Below are 21115 nucleotides of genomic sequence, written 5' to 3'. Positions count from 1 at the left end.
CTGTATATGGTACGTAAACGTACTCGATGTGGCGAAATCAAATTCGATAACGACGACGAGACATTCAAATAATCCAGTTTGTAACGCCGGGTATGGGAACTCCCAATCGCGATCCAGACGAGCGTAACGAGGTCACAGACGGGGACCCACGCTCGACTCCTCGCACTGACGGTTCGGACGGAGGTGTCTCGAGGCGAGATAGTATCAAAGTCGTTGCAGGTCTTCTCGGGGCGACGTCGGTTTCGGGTATCGCTCAGGCGGGCACGGAGACGGACGCGGAGACGACGGGGTACGGCAACGGCGGCTACGGCGAGACGAAATACGGAATGTAACAATGGCAGACAATCACGACTACAACAGACCGAAGCAGGGCACCACAGACTGGGGAGATCTCATCAACCAGAACTTCGAGGCGCTCGAACGGGAAGTCGAAGTCAGAGATACGGAGGACGCTCTCGAAGCGTACGAACCGAAAGCGGGGGCGAAGTTCCTCGCGACCGATTCGGAGTGTGCGTTCGTCGGAGACGGTGAGGAGTGGCGAGAGCTGGTGTCTTCGGGGAAGGACCCGTCGTTCGATTCGGTCAACGACACCGTCTACGTCGACCCCGTGGACGACGACGACGGGATCAGGACGGCCATTGAGCGCGTGAAGGAGACCGGCGGCATCGTCCAGTTGCGGGAGGGTGTCTACGAGGTCCACGACGACATTCAGATGTACTCGGGCGTGCACCTGCTCGGAGCGGGAATGGACCGGACGGTCCTGTCCGCACAGTCGGAGGCGAGGATCATCAACGGCGAGGACACGGTCCGGGACGCGAAGATCGGTCGGTTCACCTACAGAGGGAACAACCGGGGCGGAGCCACCGAGATCCGAATCCTCGGCGGCGTCCAGTGCGAGATGTTCCGGGTCAAGGCCGTCGACTGCGGGGCCCGGGAGAGTCACAACAGCAACGGTGGGCTCGGATTCCGGGGCGGTCGCGACAACGTTATCCGTCAGTGCGTCGCGGAGAACTGCAGCAACGTCTCCATTTTCAACCCCATCTCGGAGTCGCCACGGGTCATCGACTGTCTCGTTCGCGATCCGAACGACAGCGGCACCTTCACCCACGCGATCGCCGTCGAACACGCTGATTACGCGATCGTCACCGGCAACGTGGTGATGGGCGGGGGAGACCCGGCGTACAACCTCGCGCGGAGTAGCCACGTCCTGTGTGCGAACAACATCGCGACCGATCTCGTGAAGGGGATCAACATCGGGAACGGCAACGCGCGACGCAGCATCATCTCGAACAACACGATCGAGAACGCGTCCGACTTCGGTATTCTTCTCACAGTGACGAACACGGGAGACCTCTCGATCGAGGACAACCTGATCGCCGGAAACACGATCCGGAACGCCGGCCGCGCCGGCATCCGGATCCGAAACAACGCACACGCGGACGTGAAGAACAACTACATCGACTGTGCCGACGAGACGGACGTCGGGATCTCGCTGCAGACCGTCGGCAAATCGGTCCGCTGTACCGGAAACACGGTGCTCGATGCGAGCGACGCCGGCATCAAACTCGGCAAGCAACTGGAGCAGGACCACCCCTCGTTCTTCGCGAACAACTTCGTCCAGGGGTCCGGCGGACAGAGCCTCCACTCGTCCTCGTACTGTGTGGCGATGGGGAACGTGCTGGAGCGGTCGATGAAACTCCGCGCGAGCGACTCCGTGGTCATGTTCAACTGGATCCGGTCCGGCGGAATCCTCGAACGGAACGCGCCGGAGAACGTGACCTACATGAACAACATCGCCAGTGGGATCGATCTCAGAGGGTCGAACTCCACGGTCCGGGGGAACACCTTCTCGGCGGCGGAGAGACGCGTGACGCTCAGGACGGGCGCACGTCCCGCCGCGCGCGTCTCCGGGGTCTGCGAGGACGAGCGCGTGACACCGGAGATCAACGCCATCCGTCCGATCACCGACTCGACTCCCGGTGTGAACTACTCGTACACGGCGTACCCCGAGTGGAACGCCGGTGACGGAGTCTGGGACGTCGTCCTCGAGTGGGAGACGGACCCCGGCGCGGACATGGACGTGAGAGTCGACGTCGACAGACCGTAAACTCCACTCTCCCGTGAGCGCGACCCCCGTCTCGACGGTGGTTCGACTCGGGTGCGGAATCCGAACGGGACGTTCGACCGGGCATTTTATGTCGCTGAGACAGAGATGTCGTACCAGCGACTACAATGGCCTCAGACGAGTCGGCCGGCCCGTCGCCCCTCCACGGGTGGAGACGCGCCTCGAACGCCGCGTCTCCCAGTCCCCGTGTCGCGGTCGCGGTCGCCGTCGCGGCGGTCGTCGTCAGCGAGGGACTGCTGTTCACCGGGCGCACGTGGCCCGCGATGTGGGCACACCTCGTGACGCTCGTCGGTTGTGTGACGGTCTTCCAGCGGGCCGACCGGGACCTGTCCGTCCTCCGCGTGTTCGCGCTCGTTCCGCTCTTCCGACTGGTCACCTTCGGGATGCCGGTGTTCTTCGAGCAGGCGCTGTACTGGTTCCCGCTGGTGTACGGGCCCTTCGTCCCGACGGTCGTCCTCGTCGAGGACACGCTCCCCCACGTCGACGTGCCGATAGGTGCGAGACGCGACGCGACGCTGGCTCCGCTGGCGGTGCCGCTCGGATTCGCACTCGCGGAAGTCGAGTACGCGATCGTCCAGCCGGACGCGCTCGTCGCCGAGTGGAGCGTGAGCCAGCTCCTCCTGGTCACGGTCGTGATGGTCGGACTCGTCGGGTTCGTGGAGGAGTACCTCTTCCGCGGACTGCTCCAGGGGACGCTGGAGTCGGAGCTGGGGCGCTGGCCGGGACTGCTCGTCGCGAGCGGCGTCTTCGGGCTGATGCACGCCGGATACGGGCTCTACGGGGAGCTCGCGTTCGGCGTCGCCGTCGGCCTCGTGTTCGGACTGCTGTACGACTACCTCGACAGTCTCGCGTTCGTCATCTTCGTCCACGGGTCGCTGAACGTCTTCCTGTTCGCGATCATCCCGATGCGAGGCCCCTTCCTCCTCTAGCGACGTGCGTCGGCGTTCGACCCGTGTCGGGTGCGGCGGGTGTCGCTATCGGGGGAGAACGGGTGCTGAGCGGTCGACCGCGACCGTCGCCGTCACGACGCGAACTCAGCATTGAAAGCGACGATGCCGAGAAACGTCACCACGAGCGGGATGGCCATCGCGCCCAGCGTCCAGTGGACGCGCCGGTCGGCGTCCCGCTTCGCCGAGAGCACGTCGAAGTACGCCAGCAGGTACACGAGCGCGAGCGACGCGGCGATCCCGCCGGCGCCCAGCCCGACCGAGACGAGGGGCGACGCGCCTCCCGCCGAACCCGACGCGACTGCGGTTGCGCCCATGGAGATATCTATTCGAGATTACAGGTGCGCCGGCTTAGTCGTTTCGGCTGGCAGACAGCAGTCAGCGCGCCGACCGTGTTCGGACGCCGAACCGACCGAGGAACGCTCTTCCCGTCGCGGCAGCGGACCCGACGCGTCGGCGGACGTATCCGACGAGCGTTCCGAGTGAGAGGAGCACGACGTACGCGATACCGAGGACGAGGATCACCGCGACGTCGGACAGGTGTCCGAGCTTCGAAGCGTCCGAATCCATACGCCGAGTTGGTGATATTTACGTAAAAGATCGATCCTCTCTCTATCAGTTGTGAAATTCGGCTGTCAGCTCGGGCCGGTCGCGGCGTCGCGGCCGACGGGGTGGGGGTCGAAACCAGAGAGAACTCGTCGGGTCGGAGTTCGACGACCGAGATCACAGGTGGCCGGGCTGACCGTCTCGACGGTGGAGTGTGGATCGAGTGCGGATGGGTCGGTGTCGAGCAGGGACGGTCAGCGGCCCCGGCCCTGTGGCGTCGTGCCACCGCGTGTCGACTCGGTCCGGGGAGTCGCTCCCGGATCGGGCTCCGGTGGCGCCTGGATTGTTGAAACGTACCACACTAAAAGTTTCGATGAAACAACACGTACGGTGTGTGAATCACAGTCGTTCTCGGCGGTCTCGGTCCGTTCGCACGGCCGAGATCGTGGTCGAACGACGCGAACGCGGTGACCGTACCGACCACCAGATTGAAACGTTCGTTTCACCAATATCTGTACCGATGACTGACGACCCGATCCGGGCGACGGTGTCGCTACGCGGTGTCGTGTTCGGCGCTGACGATACCGTCCTTCTGATGCGGCGGGCGAGCGACGGCGGGTGGGAGCTCCCGGGCGGGCGGCTCGACGCACACGAGGACGCGCTCGCCGGACTCCGGCGCGAACTCGCCGAGGAGACGAGTCTCGACCCGCTCGTCCACGAACCGGTTCACACCGTCTCGTGGCGCAACGACGCCGACAGGGGCCGGTTCGCCGTGTACTATCTGTGTGAATCCGAGCGCCGGTCGGTGTCTCTCTCTGACGAGCACGTCGCGGCCGAGTGGGTCTCGGTCGCGACCGCTCGCGAACGGCTCAGCGGGTCCCAGGGCACGGCGGTGGCACGCGCCGACGAGACGCGCGACTCGACGGTCGAACTCGCCGAGACGACGGGCGACCTCTCGTGATCTCGGGCCCGACGAGACTCGACGCCACCGCTGGCCGGCGCTGCTTCGTCCCTCCCGTGGACTCGCCCGCCCCGAGTCGACCGGATTCGGGCGGCGGCGACGCCGTTACTCGGGGTCGACCGGCGTCTTCACGACGGTGACGGGGCGCTCGGCCATCTCGACGACGCGCTGTGCGACGCTCCCGAGCAGGCGCCGGTACTCCCCGGGACGGTGTTTCGAGCCGACGACCGTGAGGCCGATATTGGCGTCGGTGACGTACTCGAGGATCTCCTCGTGGGGCACCCCGTGTCGGATCTCGGTCGTCGTCGCGACGCCGTGGTCGGCCGCGGTCGTCGCGATGTCCTCGACCGCCTCCCGGCCCGCCTCCTCGAGGGCGTGTTCGAGCCCCTCGAACTCGTGGACGTACTCGTCGGCGGGATAGGAACTGTAGGCCTCCGCGTCGACGACGTAGAGCACGTGTAACTCGGCGTCGTACCGCTCGGCCGCGTCGATCGAGTGCTCGACGGCCTGGTCGATACCGGCGCTCATGTCCGTCGGCAGCAGCAACCGGTCGTACATGCTAGCACGTAGGGTCAGAAGCCTGATAAAACCAGACCCCGGAAACTGAGGGTCTCCTGGCCCGCGGGCGACGGCGTCGGCCGCGGCGGGGAAACGACTGTAAGACTCGCCGTGGTACGTCGACGTGACGCGTCGCCCGGCGGTCCCGTCGAACGACGGAGGACGACTCACGGTGAGATGAACTGGCACACGCGTTCACTCGAGCGGATATACGACGAACTCGACACGTCAGCGGCGGGACTGGAGCCGACGACGGCGGAGAAACGTCGCGAATCGGTCGGACCGAACGAGATCAGCGGCGACCGCGGGCGAGGACCGCTCGAGATCTTCGTCGCCCAGTTCTCGAGCGCCCTCATCTGGGTCCTGATCGTCGCGGCGGTCCTCTCCGTCGCGGTCGGGCAGGTCGTCGACGCGGTCCTCATCGGCGTCATCCTGTTCCTGAACGGGGTGTTCGGGTTCGTCCAGGAGTATCGCGCCGAACAGAGCCTCGACGCGCTCCGCGAGCTGGCGACGCCGGCCGTCACCGTCCGTCGGGCCGGAACCGACGGAGAGATCGAGTCGACCGCGCTGGTCCCCGGCGACATCGTCCTGCTGGGGCAGGGCGACGTGGTCCCCGCCGACGCGAGACTCGTCGAGGCGGACTCTCTCGAGGTGGACGAGGCCACGCTGACCGGGGAGAGCGTCCCCGTCGTGAAGGCCGTTGGCGCGGTCGAGGCCGAGACGCCCCTCGCCGAGCGCGAGAACATGGTCTACAAGGGGACGAGCGTCACCCGCGGCCGCGGCGTCGCCGTGGTCGTGGAGACGGGGATGGACACGGAGGTCGGCGAGATCGCGACGGCGCTGATCGGGGCCGAGGACTCCCGCACTCCGCTCCAGCGCGACCTGGATCGGCTTGGTCGCCGGCTGGGGATCGGCGTCGTCGCGCTCTCGACAGTCGTGGTCACGCTCCTCCTCGTCGGCGGTCGGGGGGCCGTTCAGGCGGGGTTGACCGCCGTCTCACTGGCGGTCGCGGCGGTTCCCGAGGGCCTCCCGGCCGTCGTCACGCTGACGCTCGCGCTGGGCGTCCGCCGCATGGCCGACGAGAACGCGCTCGTCCGCACGCTCCCGGCGGTCGAGGCGCTCGGTGCCGTCGACGTCGTCTGTACCGACAAGACCGGGACGCTGACCGAGGGCGAGATGCGCGTCCAGCGGACGTGGATCCGCGACCGGGTCGTGCCGGTCGGCGGGGGAGTCGACGACGACCGCCTGGACCGCCTGTTCGAGATCGGTGCGGTGTGTAACGACGCGACCGCCGACGAGGGCGACCCGACGGAACGAGCCCTCGTCACCGCCGCGGCCGACCACGGACTGGACGTCGCGGCCTGTCGGGAGTCCCGGCCGCGACGCGACGAGGTGCCGTTCGCGTCGGAGCGCAAGCGCATGGCGACGATCCACGACGACGTCGTCTACGTGAAGGGCGCCCCCACCGTCGTCCTCGAACGGTCGACTCGGGTGCTCGGGCCGGACGGGCCGGTCGAACTGGACGGGGAGACCCGCGACGTTATCGAGGCGCAGGTCGACGAGTTCGCGTCGGACGCGCTGCGCGTCCTCGGGTTCGCGTACAAGCAACGGGACGACGACGGCGGTCCGGAGGAGAACCTCGTGTTCGTCGGCCTCCAGGGCCTGCTCGATCCGCCGCGCCCGGAGGTCCGCGACGCGATCGAGGACACGCACCGGGCGGGCATCGAGGTGAAGATGATCACCGGCGACAACGCGGTGACGGCGCGGGCCGTCGCCGGAGCGGTCGGTATCGAGTCGGACGTGCTCACCGGGCGGGACGTCGAGGGGATGGACGACGAGACGCTCCGCGAGCGCGTCGCCGAGATCGACGTGTTCGCGCGGGCCGAACCGGCCCACAAGGTCCGGATCCTGGAGGCGCTGCAGGCGAACGGGAACGCCGTGGCGATGACGGGCGACGGGGTCAACGACGCGCCGGCGCTGAAAAACGCGGACGTGGGGATCGCCATGGGCATTCGGGGGACCGACGTCGCCAAACAGGCCAGCGACATCGTCCTGCTGGACGACAACTACGCGTCGATCCGCACGGCGATCGGACGGGGGCGGACCATCTTCGACAACGTCTGGAAGTTCGTCGCGTACCTGCTCAGCGCCAACGCCGCGGAGGTCGCGATCGTCTTCGTCGCGTCGCTGTACGGCTATCTCGTCCTCCCGGCGGTCCAGCTGCTGTGGATCAATCTGCTCACGGACGGCCTGCCGGCACTCGCGCTCGGAACCGACCCCGGCGGGGACGTGATGGACCGGGACCCCCGAGACCGGGCCGCCGGGATCATCGACACACAGATGCTCGGCTTCGTCGGCGGGGCGGGGCTGACCGCCACGGCCCTGTTGCTCGGGCTGCTGTTCTACACGCTCGACGGCGCGCCGACGGTCACGCCGTACGCCATGACGATGGTGTTCACCGGGCTCGTCGTCTTCGAGTTCGTCAAGCTGTACGTCGTCCGGTGGACGAGGGGGACGCCCGCGCTGACGAACCCCTGGCTCGCTGCCGCCGTGGCGGCGTCACTGGCGCTCCAGCTCGCCGTCCTCTACACGCCGCTGAACGACTACTTCGGCACCGTCCCGCTCGGCGTCGCCGACTGGGCGCTGCTCGGCGTCGTGCTCGTCGTGGGCGCGCCGGTGCTGGTGGTCGTCGGCTGGCTCGTGAAGCGCCACGGAGCCGGCGGTCGCGAGACGGTGAGTCCGCCCCGGACGGACGACTCGCCGGAGGCCCAGGTCGACTGAGGATCGAGGGCGCGCGACTCGCGCGACCGCTAGCCGGGCAGAAAGAGGTTGAGCAGGGCGACGACGAGGCCGGCCAGTCCCATCCGGGCCGCGGACACGTACCACCGCTGGCCCGAGATAGAGCCCATGTAGGCGCCGAAGACGGCGAGCACGCCGATCCCGAGCCCGACCCCCGCGACGCCCGCCTCGGCCAGAGTGAAGACGGTGCCCTCGAACAGGAACGGGACGAGCGGGACGAGGACGCCGATGAGCGGGCCGAGCCCGCTGGCCGTCGCGTGGATCACGCGCGCTCCCCGCTGCTCGCGCTCGACGCGCGTGTCGTCGAGGTCGGTCAGCATCGCCGCTTCTATCCGGAGGATCTCGGCTTTCGTCTCGGCGCGTTCGATCTCCCAGACGCTCCAGACCGCCGACGTCCCGAGCCCGATCGCGGCGCCCATACCGATCTTGACGACGGTGACCCCGTCGGGGACGCCCGACAGGACCGACCCGACGATGACGCCGACGCTCGTCAGCGTCCCGTCGAACCCGTTCGAGACGAAGTATCGCCGGGAGATCGAGCGAACGTCCTCCCGCCCGAGGAGCGACCGCAGGAGTCGGACTTTCGAGGACACGACTGCTCACTCGTCCTGCAGCGTCCGTCGCTCTTCGACGACGTACTCGCCGTAGGCGGCCTGGTCGACCGAGTGGATCGTCCCGCCGAGTTCGGCGATCGACTCCTCGATGGCCGCGTAGTCCAGTCCGTCGCCCTCGAGGGTCAGTTTGACGTTCTGTACCTCCTGGTCGAGTTCGATGAGCGACGACGCGACGCCGTCGACGGACTCGACGCCCGCGATCCGCTCGGTGAACTCGAGCAGCGGCGGGTCGTGGGGTTTCAGCACGTCGAGCGTCACGCGGCGAAGGGTGGTCATCTGTCCGTGGTTCGGCAGCGGAGTGGTTAATACTGCTGGACGACCCACGTCTCGGCCGTCTACACCGCTTCGCTCCGGCCGACCGCTTCGAGGAGCGACCGACTCCGAACCGGTCACGCCTCGAAACCGGGCGGGAGCCCGGTCTGTTTGCGGCCCGCTTTCGTCTCGATGTCGAAGCGGTAGACCGAGATGCTGTCGTCCGAGACCGCCACGTCGAACACCTCGGGATGCCACGCGTTGTCCATGACGTCGTCGAGGTCCGACAGGTCGGGGTCCGGGACCGGGTCGACCGACCCCGAGAGGACCACGCTCTGCCAGGAGAACGGTGTCGGGGCCCTGTACACGAGGAACCTGGCGCAGTCCGACCGCTCGCTCAGGTCCCGCTTCCGGCTCTTCGCGCCCGAGACGAACGTGAAATAGAGGGCGTCGCGACCGTCGAACCCGAACGATATCGGGACGAGGTACGGACCGTCTTCGGCGGGCAGTCCGAGGACGCCGACGCCCTGGCTCGAGAGGAACGCGTCGATCTCGCGCTCCGCCATCCGGCTGATCCCGATCCGCTCTAGTTCGTTCGGAGGCATCGCTCTACATGTACCGACGAACACGGGAGCAATACGTCCGGCGGCGGTTCTCGAGAACTGAGAGCGGTGTGGTGGCAAGTCACACTGAAGCCGCTTCCGGCCTCGTGTCGGCCCAGTCCGGGTGAATCGCGTGGCGGTTCGCGGCGAGCGCCCCCGAGTTTGGCGACGGAGGACGTCAGAGTTCGGCGTACACGCGCCCGGAGCGGTCGCCGTCGACGACGTATATCGTGAGCGGGCCGTCGGTCTCGCCACGCATCCCGGGCGACCCCCGGGGCATCCCCGGGAGGGCGATCCCGTCGACCGCCGGTTCGTCGTCGAGGAGTGTCGCGATGGCCGCGACGGGGACGTGTCCTTCGACGACGTACTCGTCGAGAACGACCGTGTGACAGCTCCGGAGGTCGGCCGGGATCCCGTGTTCGCGTTTCGTCGCGGCCACATCGTCGGGAACGGTCTCGGAGAGGTTCCCGCGGACGTATCCGTCTAGGTACGACGCATACTGCTCACAGCAGGCGCAGCCGGGCGAACTGTACTGCTGTGCGTCGTCCACCGGGAGCGGGTCGTCGCTCTCCCGCGAATCGGTCCCCGACGCCCCGAGACAGCCCGCGACGCCGAGCACTCCGACGGTGGTGCCGAGTCGGAGCGCCCGTCGCCGAGTCAACTGTGATGCCATCGAACGACGCTACCGAGCCGGTTCGTATACGAGTCGCTGTGATTCCTGCTGTCTGAGAACGGGTCGACGCCGATCCGTTCGCGGTGGGACCGCCTCACTCGTCGGCACCGCGGACCGGTCGGATCGCCGTCTCGCGGTCGCGTCGTCGAATCGCCGTGGACGGCGACGAGACCGACGCGAGCATCCCGTAGATGTGATGCCCGGCGGTCGCGTGACGTCGGCTCTCCCGGAACTCGATGCCCGTCCCGCAGTCGAGACAGTACCAGTTCGGAGTCATGCGTTTGTGAAAGCGGGTAACTCCCTCACCCGTTCTTGTACGTGACGCCGGCGCCGGTGTCGGGGTACTCCCACTCGACGTTGCCGTGTGGGCAGGCCCACCGACAGCTCCCGCACTCGAGGCAGTTCTCGTAGGCGATGTTCGGCACGCCGTCCTCGCCCTCGCGCCACACGTCCGCGGGACAGACCTTCACGCAGTCGGTCGTGACGCACTTCTCGGCGCAGATCCCGGGGATCGTCACGTCGAGGTGGGAGTCGCCGGGGTCCTCGTACTTGACGGTGTAGAGGCGGTCTTCGATCGATTCGTTGTCGACGGTCGGGATGCCTGGTTCGACGCTCATGAGAGTAGTTTGCGGTAGCGGACCGCGAGCTTCGCGGCCCCGGTGTAGCCGCCGACGGCCCGCAGGAGCTCCCGCTTTGCCGTCGACGCGTGCTGGTCTTTCGGCGCCCTGTCCATCCTGAAGTACTCGCTGCCGGCGTCGGCGACCGCCCGCGGGAGCTCCTCGAAGAGGAGTTCCCGGTCCGCCTGGACGCGCTCGATCAGCCACTCGTAGCGCTCCAGGTTCTCGACGACGAACGACGATTCGAGGTCCTCGCGGTAGGCGGCGAGCGCGTCCGCGTCGGTCCGACCCCGCTGGGCGGCCGACGCCACGGCGTTGGCGGCGTGATACCCGCTCTCGACGGCCATGTTGGTCCCCTCGAGGTGGAGCCCGTTGTTGAGGACGAGCCCCGCCGCGTCGCCGACGATCACCGCGCCGTCGTGGACGAGTTCGGGGATCTCGTCGGCGCCGCCCTCGGGGATGGTCTTGGCCGTGTACTCGACGGTGCGAGCGCCGCGCAACAGCGGCGCGACCGCCGGATGCGTCTTGAAGGCGTTGAGCGTTCCCTCGGGGTCGGGCTGGGACGTCGCGGCGTCCGAGAGCCGGTAGGCCAGCCCGACGCTGACGGTGTCGCCGTTGGTGTAGATGAACCCGCCGCCGAAGGCGTCGCCGACGGCGCCTTCGCCGAAGTAGTGATACGAGACGCCGGCGTCGCCGGTGAGCCGGAATCGGTCCTCGATGGCGTGCTCGCGCTCGGGGAACTCCAGCACCTCCTTGACGCCGACCGCGACGTTCTCGCGGCGGTCTTTCTCCTTGAGGTCGGCGCCCTCGCTCACCAGCGAGTTGCCGCCCTCCGCGAGGACGACGTACGGGGCGCGGATCGTCCCGTCGGGCCGGTCGGTCTCGATGCCGACGACCCGGTCGCCCTCGCGGAGCAGGCCGGTGACGGTCGTCCGGGTGACCAGCGTCGCGCCGGCCTCGACGGCCTGCTCGGCGAGCCACTCGTCGAACTCGCCGCGGAGGACGGTGTAGGAGTCGTTGTGCGGCGGGTCGTGCCACTCGCCCGGACTGATCGAGACGGCGGTCTCGTCCTCGTCGGAGAGCATCCCGAAGCGCCGTTCGGCGATGTACCGCTCCAGGGGCGCCGCGTCGACGTCGACGAGCTGCCGGAGCGTCGGCGTGTAGAGCACGCCGCCGAAGACGTTCTTCGCCCCGGGATAGCGGCCGCGCTCGACGAGCAACACGTCGAGCCCCTCGTCGGCCATCGTCAGCGCGGCCGTACTCCCGGCGAGCCCGGCGCCGACGACGACCGCGTCGAAGGCGTCGTCGTAGTCCGGCGTCGCGGTGTCGCGGTCGGTCAGGTCGATCCGGTCGGTGCTCCCGTCGGTGTCGGTCTCGGGTGCGGTTTCGGTCATCGCTGTGCCTCCGGTTCGATGTCTGCCTCCGACCCGGCTAGCGCCTCACCGTCCCGGACTCGCTCGGCGAGAGCGGGACAGACCTCGAAGAGGTCGCCGACGATGCCGTAGTCGGCGTGGTCGAATATCGGCGCGTTCGGGTCGTCGTTGATCGCGACGACGACGTCGCTGTCGTTCATGCCCTCGACGTGCTGGACGGCGCCGGAGATGCCGACCGCGACGTACAGATCCGGGCGGACGGTCTTGCCCGTCTGGCCGACCTGCCGCGAGCCGTCGACCCACCCCTCGTCGACGGCCTTCCGGCTCGCGGCGAGGTCGGCGTCCAGCGCGTCGGCGAGCGCCTCGACCGGGGAGAGGTCGCCGTTACAACCGCCGCCGGCGGCCACGATCCGGTCGGCCTCGGTGATGTCCGCGGTGTCGCCGACGACCCGCTCGCGGACCTCGGTCACGGTGTCGGCCTCGTCGACGACCACGTCGACCTGTTCGACCGCCCCCGCTCTGTCGGGGTCCGGCGCCGCCGCCGCGAAGACGCCCGGCCTGACGGTCGCCATCTGCGGTCGGTGGTCCGCACAGACGATGGTCGCGAGGACGTTGCCGCCGAAGGCCGGTCGGCGCGCCTCCAGGAGGCCGTCGTCGTCGACGCCCAGTTCGGTGCAGTCGGCGGTCAGCCCGGCGTGGGCCGGGACGGCGACCCGCCCGGCGAAGTCGCGGCCGGTGTGCGTGCCACCGATGAGGACGATCGCGGGCCGGCGTTCCTCGACGAGCGCGCGGAACTGCTCGCCGTAGGGGTCTGCCCGGTACGGCTCGAACACCGGGTCGTCGGCGACCAGCGCTCTGTCGGCCCCGCGTTCGATAGCCTCTCCGGCCACGTCGTCGACGTCTTCGCCGATCACGAGCGCGACGAGGTCCTCGCCGAGGTCGTCGGCCAGTCCGCGCGCCTCGGCGAGCAGCTCCCACGAGACGGTCATCACGTCGCCGTCGTGTTCCTCGACGAACACCCACACGTCGCTGTACGCGTCGGTGTCGACGGTGCCGTCGTCGACCGGTTCGTCGTTCGCCCCGTCCGCGTCGTCGGGACTCATCCGAACACCTCCGTCTCGGCCAGTTCGTCGGCCAGTTCGTCGACGCCCTCGACCACCACTCGCTCGCGTTCGACGGGCTCGACGGTCTCCATGCCGCCGACCTCCGTCGGCGAGGCGTCGATGCCGACCTCGTCGTCGTCGAGGCCGATGTCCTCGGCGGACAGTTCGATCGGTTCGAACTCGGACTCGGCGTAGAGCTTGCGGTGGAGCCCGGCCGGCCGGGGCTCGAACTCGCCGTAGGCCACGGCGACGACGACGGGCAACTCCGCGGCGACGACCTCGTGCCCGCCTTCGACGTCCCGGCGAGCGACGAGCGTCTCGTCGTCGAACTCGGGGTCGAGTTCTTCCGCGTAGGTCAGCTGTGCCCACCCGAGGTGGGCGGCGATGCCGGGCGGCACCTGTCCGGTCGAGGAGTCGGTCGTCTCTTCGCCGCAGACGAACACGTCGGCGCCGAGCGATTCGGCGGCGGCCGCGAGCGTGAGGCTCGTCGGCCACGTGTCGCTGCCCGCGAACGCGCGGTCGGTGATCAGCGCGGCGTCGTCACAGCCTATCGCGACCGCTTCCTCGAGCACGTCGGTGGCCGTCGGCGGCCCCATCGTGACGGCGACGACTGTCCCGCCCGCGTCGTCGCGCAGCCCGAGCGCTGCTTCGAGTGCGTTCCGGTCCGGCGGGTTCATCACCGCCGGCGCACTCGCCCTGTCGAGGTGCCCCGTGTCGGGGTCGATCCGTACTTCGTCGTCGTCGGGCACCTGTTTCACGCCGACGACGATCACTGGTTCGTCTCCCATGATTGTGTTGTCTCCGTCAGTCCTCGGCCGCTCCGTCTAGATCCGCGACGCCCCGTCCGTAAGCCGTATCGGCGTCTCCTATTTCGCGGGAAGGACGGCGCGGTTTTTGTACCGTCACGGCCGCTCCGCGGCTCTGTCCTCCCGCGGTGACTCGGTCCGCCGCTCGATCGTCACCCTGTGTTCGACTCTCGCCTGCCGCTTGTGGGCCCGCTCCTTGGTCAGCGCGTCCGCGACCGACGCCGCGTCGGCCTCGTACGGGCACGTCTCGCAGGTGAGCCGGAATCGCGCCAGTTGCGCCATCGCTCCTCGCCACCCGATCAGTCGCTCCCGGCCAGCGAGAGCGGCCGGTCGCTGACCCTCCCGTAGGACGCCCGGTCGGCCGGGGAGTCCACGAACTCGACGTCGAACCCTCCGTCCTCCGTCATCGTCACGACGGCGGCGTCGAAGTCCAGTTCGTAGACGTTCTTCGGGCGACAGTCCTTCGGCAGGCGGTTCTTCTCGACCACGAGGTCCGCCTCCTGTAACAGGTGGACCTTCCGGTAGGCCGTCGACAGCGGGATGTCACAGTCGTCGGACAGCTCCGGGATCGTCAGCCGCTCCTCCCGGACCGCGTCGAGGATCGCGGTACAGTCCTCGTCGGACACCGCCTCCAGGAACGCTCGTCCCTTGGTCTCGCTCATGGACACCTGAACGTAGCGCGTTCGGGGCCATAGCCGGGGGGCCTAGTCCACTAGTGACAGAGCGTTAGTACCAATCGGTAGATCCTAGTCTGCTAGTGAGATACGTGCGACAGTCTACGGGTCGGGGAACTGCCGGAGCGTCGCCGTCCCCGTGGGGGCGGGCTCGTCGTCGCCGAGCAGTAGTTCGAGGATCTTTCGGGTCCCCTCCCGGACGTGCTGGTAGAACGTCGGGGAGGCGATGCCGAGGACTTCGGCGAGGTCCTCGCCGGTCGAGTGGCGGGGGGAGGCGAAGTAGCCGGCGTGGTAGGCGAGCGCGAGCGCCTCCCGTTGCCGGTCGGTCAGTCGCTCCTCGACGGCGGTCTTCGTCAGTTCGAGCGTCCGCATGTCGCGGTCGCGGGTCCGCTTCGCGACGAACACCGTCGCCTCGCCGCCCCCTTCGAGGTCCGTGATGAGCGATTCGATGTCCGACTGCGGGGCGGTCTCACAGCGCAGGCTCGCCCGGTCGCCGGTCGCCTCGAACGAGCGGACTGTCGCGCCGTGTTCGACCAGCGTCGCGATCGGCCCGAGTCTGCCCGTCACCTCGACGATCCCGGTCCGACCGTGTGCCTCGACGACGCGGGCCCGCTCGACGTCCGACCGCCGGTCGAACTCGTCGGTGACGGCCGCCGGGGCGGCGCCGTCGACCGCGAGGTACCAGGCGTAGGTCCCGCCCTCCGCCGGGGTGACGCTGTTCACCGACAGCCAACACCCGAGTTCGCTCGCGACGGCGACGACGGCCGAGTCCCGCCGCCCGACCTCGAACTCCAGTTCGACGACGGTGTCGGTGTGTAACAGCTGTCTGTTCTCGGCGGCGTTGATCGCGTGCCCGACCCGCTCTCCGAGTTCCCGTAACAGCCCCTGTTCGTACTCGTCGAAGGCGTCGGGTCGGGCGGAGTAGGCGCCGAAAACGCCGAGAACGGTGTCGCCGTACACGACCGGAACGACCGCCAGTGACTGGTAGCCGTAGGTGAGCGCGCGGTCGCGGCGGACGTCCGTCGTCGGGGCCGTCGGGATCTCGCGCACGACCTGCACCTCGCCGTCGGCGACGGCGCGCTGGACGAGTTCGTCCCCGACGCCCTCCTCGGGAGCGGTCAGGTCGAGCGTGCGGACGAACTCCTCCTCGACGCCGGCCCACTCGCGCGGCGTGACCGCCCCGACGGCCGAGTTGTAGTCGCCGATCCAGGCGAACAGGTACGCGTCCGAGGCGGTCAGCAGTTCGCACAGCTCCCGGTCGACGGCCTCGCGGGTGTCGGCCCGCGCGAGCGCTCGATTGATGGGCCGCAGGCTCTCGATGATCTGTTTGATCCGTTCGAGCGAGTTGCGCTGGCGGCGGAGTTCGCGTTCGCGCCGCTTCTGCTCCGTGATCTCGTCGTTGATGGCGACGAACCGCTCGATCGCCCCCGAGTCGTCGGCGATCGGGGCGATCGTCTGGTTGACGACGTACGTCTCCCCCGACTTGCGGCGGTTGACGACCTCGCCGGTCCAGATATCGCCGTCGACGATCGTCTCCCAGAGATCCTCGAAGAAGGCGTCGTCGTGCTCCCCCGAGTTCAGGATGGACGTCCGCTCCCCGACCGCCTCCTCGGCACCGTAGCCCGTCACCCGCTCGAACGTGGGATTGACGTACTCGATCCGGCCGTCGGTGTCGGTGACGTAGACCGAGTGGCCCGCCTGCTCGACGGCTTCCCGGAAGGTGCGGAGCGACTGCTCGCGCTCCCTGCGCTCGGTCACGTCCTCCACGACGGCGATCACGCGCTCGACCGCGCCGTCGTCGCCCCGGATCGGCGCCGCGCTCACCGAGACCCAGTCCGTCCCGGTGTCGTCCGACGCCGATCCGAGGGCCAGTTCGAGTTCGACCCCACTGACGGCCTCACCGGTCGCGAGCACACGCGCGACCGGCAACTCGTCGGCCGGGACGGGGTCGCCGCTGCCGTCCCGGACGGTGTCCGCGAGTTGCGCGAACGAACTCCCGGTCAGATCCGCGTTCTGCCGGCCGAAGAGACGGCTCGCGCGGGCGTTCGCCCGGACAACCGTCCCCTCGGTGTCGGTGACGAGGAGGCCGACCGGGCTCGTCTCGAAGACGCGACTCAGCAGCGACCGCTCGCGCTCCAGTCGGTCCTCGGCCCGCTTGCGCGCCATCAGCACGCCCAGGTCCGCGACGACGTCGGTGACGGCGTCGACAAGTTCCTCGTCGGCCGACCGCCGCTCCGTGAGGAAGAACGCCAGCACGGCCACGACGCGGCCGTCGGTCACGATCGGGACGCCCAGCGCCGCCTGGAGACCGACCGCTTCGGCGGCCGCGGTCCGGTGGAACACGTCCGTGGGCTCGGCGGACGCGTCGGGGATCCACTCCGCCGACGCCGACGCCCAGACGCGACCGGGGAGCCCCTCCGCCGACCGGAACGTGACCGAGCGACTGGCCCGCAGGAACTCCGTCAGCCGTTCGTCCGCGGCGTGAGCGACGAGGTGTTCGAGATAGTCGCCGTCGGCGGCGGGGACCCACGCCTCGCCGTAGGCCCACTGGGTCCGCTCACAGACGGCTTCCAGCGTCGTCTCGACGCCGTCGCGGAACGTCTCCGCGTCGGCGACGGCGTGGTTGACCGCCGCCAGCAGCTCCCGTTCCTCTTCGAGCCGCTTGCGGTCCGTCCGGTCCCGTATCGTCAGTCTGTACCCGTCGACCCCACCGTCGTCGGTCCGCCGGACGGAGACGGTCGTCGCCGCCCAGAACTTCGACCCGTCCGACCGGAGGCACCACCCCTCGACATCGACCGTGCCCTCGCTCCGGGCGCGCTCGAGCGGCCGAGCGGCCGCGTCGTCCCCGGCGTCGTCGGGAGCCAGCAGCGAGACGTGGGCGCCGACGGCGGCGTCCTCGCTCCAGTCCGTCAGCGACTCGGCCTCCCCGCTCCACGCGGTGATCCGTCCCTCCGCGTCCAGGCGAGCGCCCGCGACGTGGGCGTCGTCGGTCTGGACGGGATCGCTGTCGTCGTCAGTTTCGGCGGGAGCGCCGTCGCCGTCGGTCTCGGCGGGACCGCTGTCGCCCTCGAACGTGAGCGTCACGACGACGCGTTCGGCCGACGCCGGGCTGAGCGTGGCCGCGACTCGGCGGCCGCCCTCGGGCGCGTGCGGCCCGGTCTCGGTCCACTCGGCGGTTCGCTCCGCACCCGTACTCGCGACCGTCTCTGCGAGGTCGGCCACGCGCTCCGGGAACGCCTCGACGGCAGCGGTCCCCTCGATCGCGCCGGGCGACCGACCGAGGTATCGCTCGGCGCTCGGGTTCGCGAACGCGACCGTCCCGGCGTCGACGGCGAGGATGCCCGCAGCCGTCGATTCGACGGCGGCTTCCAGCGTCTCGGGGTCGAGCCCGGCACGCCCGTCCCGCTCGGTGCTGGCCGCTCGCTGGTCCCCGTCCGCCGGTTCGGCCTGTGACTGTGGGCGCTCGTCTGTCACGATCTCGCCGATACGGTGCGGACGCGCAAAAGCGTATGCCACGAGACCGCCGCTCGCTCCCGCTGTCGTTCTCACCGAGTCGTAATTACCGAAAGACCGGTGCGGTGGGACCGAGTATCTCCGACCAGGGACCCACATGACGCACCATCCCGACCACGAAGTCGAACTGTACAACGACGACGGGAGCTACCGGGTCTTCGTCGATCTCCCCGGGTTCGATCCCGGGGACGTCGACGTCACGTGGCTCGACCATCGGCTGTCGATATCGGCCGAGCGAACCGACGACGCCGGGAGTTCCCGCGTCTTCCACCACCACGTGACCGTTCCCCGGGAGGTCGACGCCGACGCGATCACCGCGACCTACCGCGACGACGTGCTCGACATCGAACTCCCGATCCGGGAGTCCGACGACCCGCCGGGCCTCCGGATCGACGTCCGGGAGTGACTCGCCAGTCGATCGGACTCGATTCGCACGCCGTCGCGCGGAACTCTTCTCGGGACGGAACGGAACGCGTCGTCGACCGCTCGCCGCTCTCAGACGACGGTGAACTGGTCGGTTATCGTCGCCTCGACGTCGGGTTCGTCCCCCTCGACGGTGACCTCGTATCGGTAGGTCCCTCGCTCGGTCTCGCGGTCGGTCGCGATCTTCGACCCCCAGGTGTCCTCGGCGTAGGCCTCGTGGTCGCCGGCCCAGTTCAGTTCGAGCGGTCCGTAGTCGGCGTTCGGGAACTCGACGGTGACGCCGTCGAGCGCGTCGTCGCCGAGCGGTTCCCCCGTCTCGGGGTCGTAGATGGCGACGTGGAGTCCGACCTCCATCCCCGCGGAGAAGCGGCCGATGCTGGCACAGGCGGTCGTGGTCGGGGGCGGCGTCGGCGTCGGCGTCGGGGTCGGCGTCGGGGTGGCGGTCGCAGCGTCGGTCTCGTCCCCGGGGGTCGCCCCGGACGGATCGCTGTTCCCGTCCGTGGGCGTCGGGGTCGGCTGGCCGACAGGCTCGTCGGTCGTGGTGGTCTCGGTCTGGACCGTCGGCGTGGCCGTCTCGTCGGAGTCGTCCGAGTCGCCCGTCCCGGGGTCGGTGACGTACTGGCACCCGGAGAGGCTCACGGTGGCCCAGGTCGCGGCGCCTGACGCGAGGAGCCGTCGTCGCGTCACGCGCCCGTCGCCTGATCGGTCCGACTGCGCACTCGGTTTCCCGCTCCGACCGATGTCGTCGACGCCGGAGGTGTCTTCAGCCATCTCGCTAGCATCTTCGGGAAGCCTATGATAAAACGGCGGACGTAGTTCCCAGAGAATTGGAACTACGGGGAGTGTTTTGCCGACACCTCGTCGATATGTGGACGTAATGAGCCGCGAAGGAAGTCGTCAGATGGAGGAGGAATCACCCGTCGGGCCGGACGGCGAGGCGGTCGAAGGGGCCGACGACGGAACGACACGCCGTCGCGTCCTCGCGGGCGGCGCCGCGAGCTGGGCGACCGTCGCGCTCGCCGGCTGTCCCGGCGGCGACACCGAGACCGACACGGCCGCGCCGGCCGACACGGAGACGCCGACCGACACGCCCACGCCCACGGACACGCCGACCGCGACGCCGGAGCCGGAACCGGAGAACTACGTCGTGACGGTCGAGACCGGGACGGGCGAAGTCCCGGAAGGCGCCGCGTTCGCCTCGGCATGTTCCGCGACCCGCCGGTTCGTCCCCGGGATGATGGTCGCCTTCTACGTCGGCGTCTACGACCCGGAGACCGGTGAACAGCTGACGAACGACGACCTCGACGGCGTCGTGGTCGACGTCGAGGGTGGCGAGTCGGTCGAACTCCAGTGGGCCGGCGACGACGAGGAGCACCCGGCCCAGGAGTGGGGCGGGTCCTGGACGCTCCCGGAGGACTTCTCGACCGGGACGTACCCCTACACGGTCGAGGTACGGGTCGCCGACGGCGACGCGAACTTCCACACCGCCGGCATCCTCGAGGACTCCTTCGAGGTCATCGAGTACTCGAACCCGACGAACTACGTCGTCACGACCGAGACGTTCTGGAACGGCTCGCCCCAGGAGGCCGCGAACGGCTTCGTCGGCGGCTGTGTCCCCGAGCGGCAGTTCAGCGGGGAGATGGACGTCACGTTCGCCATCGGCGTCTACGACGGGTCGAGCGGCGAGATCGTCGGCGCCGACACGCTCGACTCGGTGACCGTCGAGTCGACGGACGGGGCGTTCGACGCCGTCGAGCTCGAGTGGCAGGCCGGCGGCGAGGACTCGACCGCCCAGTGGACGGGGACGCTCGAGACCGAGTCTCTCGACCCCGGGAGCTACGGCTACGAGGTCGTCGTCACGAACGGCGACGCGAACTTCTACAACGTCGGCATCGCCTCGAACCAGTTCACGATCATCGAAGTGTAGCGGCGCGGCTCCCGCGGGAGTCGCCCGCGCACTCTCCCAACCAATGAGTCATCCTGACAACACCCGAGAGCCGGACGAGGCTGTTCCAGACGAACAGTCCGACACCGCCGACGTCGCTCCCGACGACGAGGGAGCCCAGCGCCTGGAGTTCTCCGACGCGGTCTACATCGACGCCGATCCCGAGGAGCTCTGGGCGTGTCTGTCGGACCCGGAGTTACTGACGGAGTGCATCCCGGGCGCGGAGTCGGTCGAGCGGGTCTCCGACCGGACCTACGCGCTCGAGATCACGCGCGGCGTGAGCCGACTCACCGTCTCGCTGTCGGGCGAGGCGGAGTTCGTCGAGCTGAACCCCCCCGACCACGTCGTCACGAGCGCGACGGCCTTCGACTCGACGACCGGGAGCGACTTCGACGTGCTCGCCGCGATGGAGATTCAGGCGGGCGACCGGACGGAGTCGCGACTCGTGTACCGGGCGGAAGTGACCTACAGCGGCGGCGCCGCCACGCTCAACCCGTCGGTCCTCCGCCCCATCGTCAACCGCGACATCGAGACGTACTTCCAGAACGTCTCGGTCGCGGTCGAAAACAGGAGCCGCTGACGAC

At 68.9% G+C, this 21115-nt stretch carries 23 protein-coding genes; 7 read left to right on the top strand and 16 right to left on the bottom strand.

Annotation, left to right across the window (positions count from 1 at the left end; genetic code table 11):
• The first annotated feature begins 334 nt into the window (after nt 1-334).
• Nucleotides 335-2107 carry a right-handed parallel beta-helix repeat-containing protein gene (locus D1409_RS18580; protein WP_123538493.1) on the top strand — a complete coding sequence of 591 codons (1773 nt, stop codon included), beginning with the start codon at nt 335-337 and terminating at the stop codon, nt 2105-2107.
• Between the two features lie 125 nt (nt 2108-2232).
• The gene (locus D1409_RS18575) at nt 2233-3054 is read left to right on the top strand and encodes a CPBP family intramembrane glutamic endopeptidase (protein ID WP_123538492.1); all 822 of its coding nucleotides are present in this window, start codon (nt 2233-2235) and stop codon (nt 3052-3054) included.
• Nucleotides 3055-3146: 92 nt separating this feature from the next.
• Here D1409_RS18575 and D1409_RS18570 read toward each other — a convergent pair whose 3' ends face one another.
• Nucleotides 3147-3389 (bottom strand): hypothetical protein, encoded by a 243-nt coding sequence (locus D1409_RS18570; protein ID WP_123538491.1) that lies wholly within the window; start codon nt 3387-3389, stop codon nt 3147-3149.
• 61 nt (nt 3390-3450) lie between these two features.
• Nucleotides 3451-3642 (bottom strand): hypothetical protein, encoded by a 192-nt coding sequence (locus tag D1409_RS18565; RefSeq protein ID WP_123538490.1) that lies wholly within the window; start codon nt 3640-3642, stop codon nt 3451-3453.
• 496 nt (nt 3643-4138) lie between these two features.
• Between D1409_RS18565 and D1409_RS18560 the strand changes: the two genes are divergently transcribed.
• Nucleotides 4139-4579 carry an NUDIX hydrolase gene (locus D1409_RS18560; RefSeq protein WP_123538489.1) on the top strand — a complete coding sequence of 147 codons (441 nt, stop codon included), beginning with the start codon at nt 4139-4141 and terminating at the stop codon, nt 4577-4579.
• 105 nt (nt 4580-4684) lie between these two features.
• Here D1409_RS18560 and D1409_RS18555 read toward each other — a convergent pair whose 3' ends face one another.
• Nucleotides 4685-5137 carry a universal stress protein gene (locus tag D1409_RS18555; RefSeq protein ID WP_123538488.1) on the bottom strand — a complete coding sequence of 151 codons (453 nt, stop codon included), beginning with the start codon at nt 5135-5137 and terminating at the stop codon, nt 4685-4687.
• Nucleotides 5138-5314: 177 nt separating this feature from the next.
• On the opposite strand from D1409_RS18555, the gene D1409_RS18550 reads away from it, so the two are divergent.
• Entirely contained in the window at nt 5315-7918 is a 2604-nt protein-coding gene (locus D1409_RS18550) for a cation-translocating P-type ATPase (protein ID WP_123538487.1), read from the top strand.
• 29 nt (nt 7919-7947) lie between these two features.
• Here D1409_RS18550 and D1409_RS18545 read toward each other — a convergent pair whose 3' ends face one another.
• The 12 genes from D1409_RS18545 to D1409_RS18490 all read right to left on the bottom strand — a co-directional run bounded on the left by D1409_RS18545 (nt 7948) and on the right by D1409_RS18490 (nt 18124).
• Complete coding sequence (locus D1409_RS18545) at nt 7948-8529, bottom strand: VIT1/CCC1 transporter family protein (RefSeq protein ID WP_123538486.1); 582 nt, start codon at nt 8527-8529, stop codon at nt 7948-7950.
• A gap of 6 nt (nt 8530-8535) precedes the next feature.
• The gene (locus tag D1409_RS18540; protein ID WP_123538485.1) at nt 8536-8826 is read right to left on the bottom strand and encodes a DUF211 domain-containing protein; all 291 of its coding nucleotides are present in this window, start codon (nt 8824-8826) and stop codon (nt 8536-8538) included.
• Between the two features lie 113 nt (nt 8827-8939).
• Nucleotides 8940-9407 (bottom strand): pyridoxamine 5'-phosphate oxidase family protein, encoded by a 468-nt coding sequence (locus D1409_RS18535; protein WP_123538484.1) that lies wholly within the window; start codon nt 9405-9407, stop codon nt 8940-8942.
• Between the two features lie 175 nt (nt 9408-9582).
• Nucleotides 9583-10077 (bottom strand): DUF411 domain-containing protein, encoded by a 495-nt coding sequence (locus D1409_RS18530; protein WP_123538483.1) that lies wholly within the window; start codon nt 10075-10077, stop codon nt 9583-9585.
• A gap of 94 nt (nt 10078-10171) precedes the next feature.
• Nucleotides 10172-10354, bottom strand: coding sequence for a hypothetical protein (locus D1409_RS18525; protein ID WP_123538482.1), 183 nt, complete (start codon nt 10352-10354; stop codon nt 10172-10174).
• Between the two features lie 25 nt (nt 10355-10379).
• A complete protein-coding gene (locus D1409_RS18520) occupies nt 10380-10694 on the bottom strand; it encodes a ferredoxin family protein (protein ID WP_123538481.1) in 315 nt (104 codons plus the stop codon).
• Nucleotides 10691-12088: an FAD-dependent oxidoreductase gene (locus D1409_RS18515; protein WP_123538480.1), complete on the bottom strand. Its 1398-nt coding sequence runs from the start codon at nt 12086-12088 to the stop codon at nt 10691-10693. Before D1409_RS18515 ends, D1409_RS18520 begins: the two co-directional genes overlap by 4 nt.
• Nucleotides 12085-13170: an electron transfer flavoprotein subunit alpha/FixB family protein gene (locus D1409_RS18510; RefSeq protein ID WP_123538479.1), complete on the bottom strand. Its 1086-nt coding sequence runs from the start codon at nt 13168-13170 to the stop codon at nt 12085-12087. Before D1409_RS18510 ends, D1409_RS18515 begins: the two co-directional genes overlap by 4 nt.
• On the bottom strand, nt 13167-13958 hold the full coding sequence (locus D1409_RS18505) for an electron transfer flavoprotein subunit beta/FixA family protein (RefSeq protein ID WP_123538478.1): 792 nt from the start codon (nt 13956-13958) through the stop codon (nt 13167-13169). The genes D1409_RS18510 and D1409_RS18505 overlap by 4 nt, the downstream gene beginning before the upstream one ends.
• Nucleotides 13959-14072: 114 nt before the next feature.
• Nucleotides 14073-14258, bottom strand: coding sequence for a hypothetical protein (locus tag D1409_RS18500; protein WP_123538477.1), 186 nt, complete (start codon nt 14256-14258; stop codon nt 14073-14075).
• Nucleotides 14259-14275: 17 nt separating this feature from the next.
• Nucleotides 14276-14638, bottom strand: coding sequence for a winged helix-turn-helix domain-containing protein (locus tag D1409_RS25260; protein ID WP_206425120.1), 363 nt, complete (start codon nt 14636-14638; stop codon nt 14276-14278).
• A 114-nt stretch (nt 14639-14752) separates the two neighbouring features.
• On the bottom strand, nt 14753-18124 hold the full coding sequence (locus D1409_RS18490) for a PAS domain S-box protein (RefSeq protein ID WP_164471773.1): 3372 nt from the start codon (nt 18122-18124) through the stop codon (nt 14753-14755).
• Between the two features lie 136 nt (nt 18125-18260).
• On the opposite strand from D1409_RS18490, the gene D1409_RS18485 reads away from it, so the two are divergent.
• Nucleotides 18261-18569 (top strand): Hsp20/alpha crystallin family protein, encoded by a 309-nt coding sequence (locus tag D1409_RS18485; RefSeq protein WP_123538475.1) that lies wholly within the window; start codon nt 18261-18263, stop codon nt 18567-18569.
• Nucleotides 18570-18658: 89 nt separating this feature from the next.
• Here the strand turns inward: D1409_RS18485 and D1409_RS18480 are convergent, their stop codons facing one another.
• Nucleotides 18659-19357: a hypothetical protein gene (locus D1409_RS18480; protein WP_123538474.1), complete on the bottom strand. Its 699-nt coding sequence runs from the start codon at nt 19355-19357 to the stop codon at nt 18659-18661.
• Nucleotides 19358-19463: 106 nt separating this feature from the next.
• Here D1409_RS18480 and D1409_RS18475 point away from each other — a divergent pair, with 106 nt between their 5' ends.
• Nucleotides 19464-20513, top strand: a complete 1050-nt coding sequence (locus D1409_RS18475; protein WP_123538473.1) for a hypothetical protein — start codon at nt 19464-19466, stop codon at nt 20511-20513.
• Nucleotides 20514-20556: 43 nt separating this feature from the next.
• On the top strand, nt 20557-21111 hold the full coding sequence (locus tag D1409_RS18470) for a CoxG family protein (RefSeq protein ID WP_123538472.1): 555 nt from the start codon (nt 20557-20559) through the stop codon (nt 21109-21111).
• The last annotated feature ends 4 nt before the right edge of the window (nt 21112-21115 follow it).

It is taken from the genome of Halosimplex salinum (genome assembly GCF_003730195.1).
In the GTDB taxonomy this organism is placed as follows: domain Archaea; phylum Halobacteriota; class Halobacteria; order Halobacteriales; family Haloarculaceae; genus Halosimplex; species Halosimplex salinum.
The sequence above is the reverse complement of the archived record's forward strand: the minus strand, read 5'-3'. Positions and strand labels throughout refer to the sequence as shown.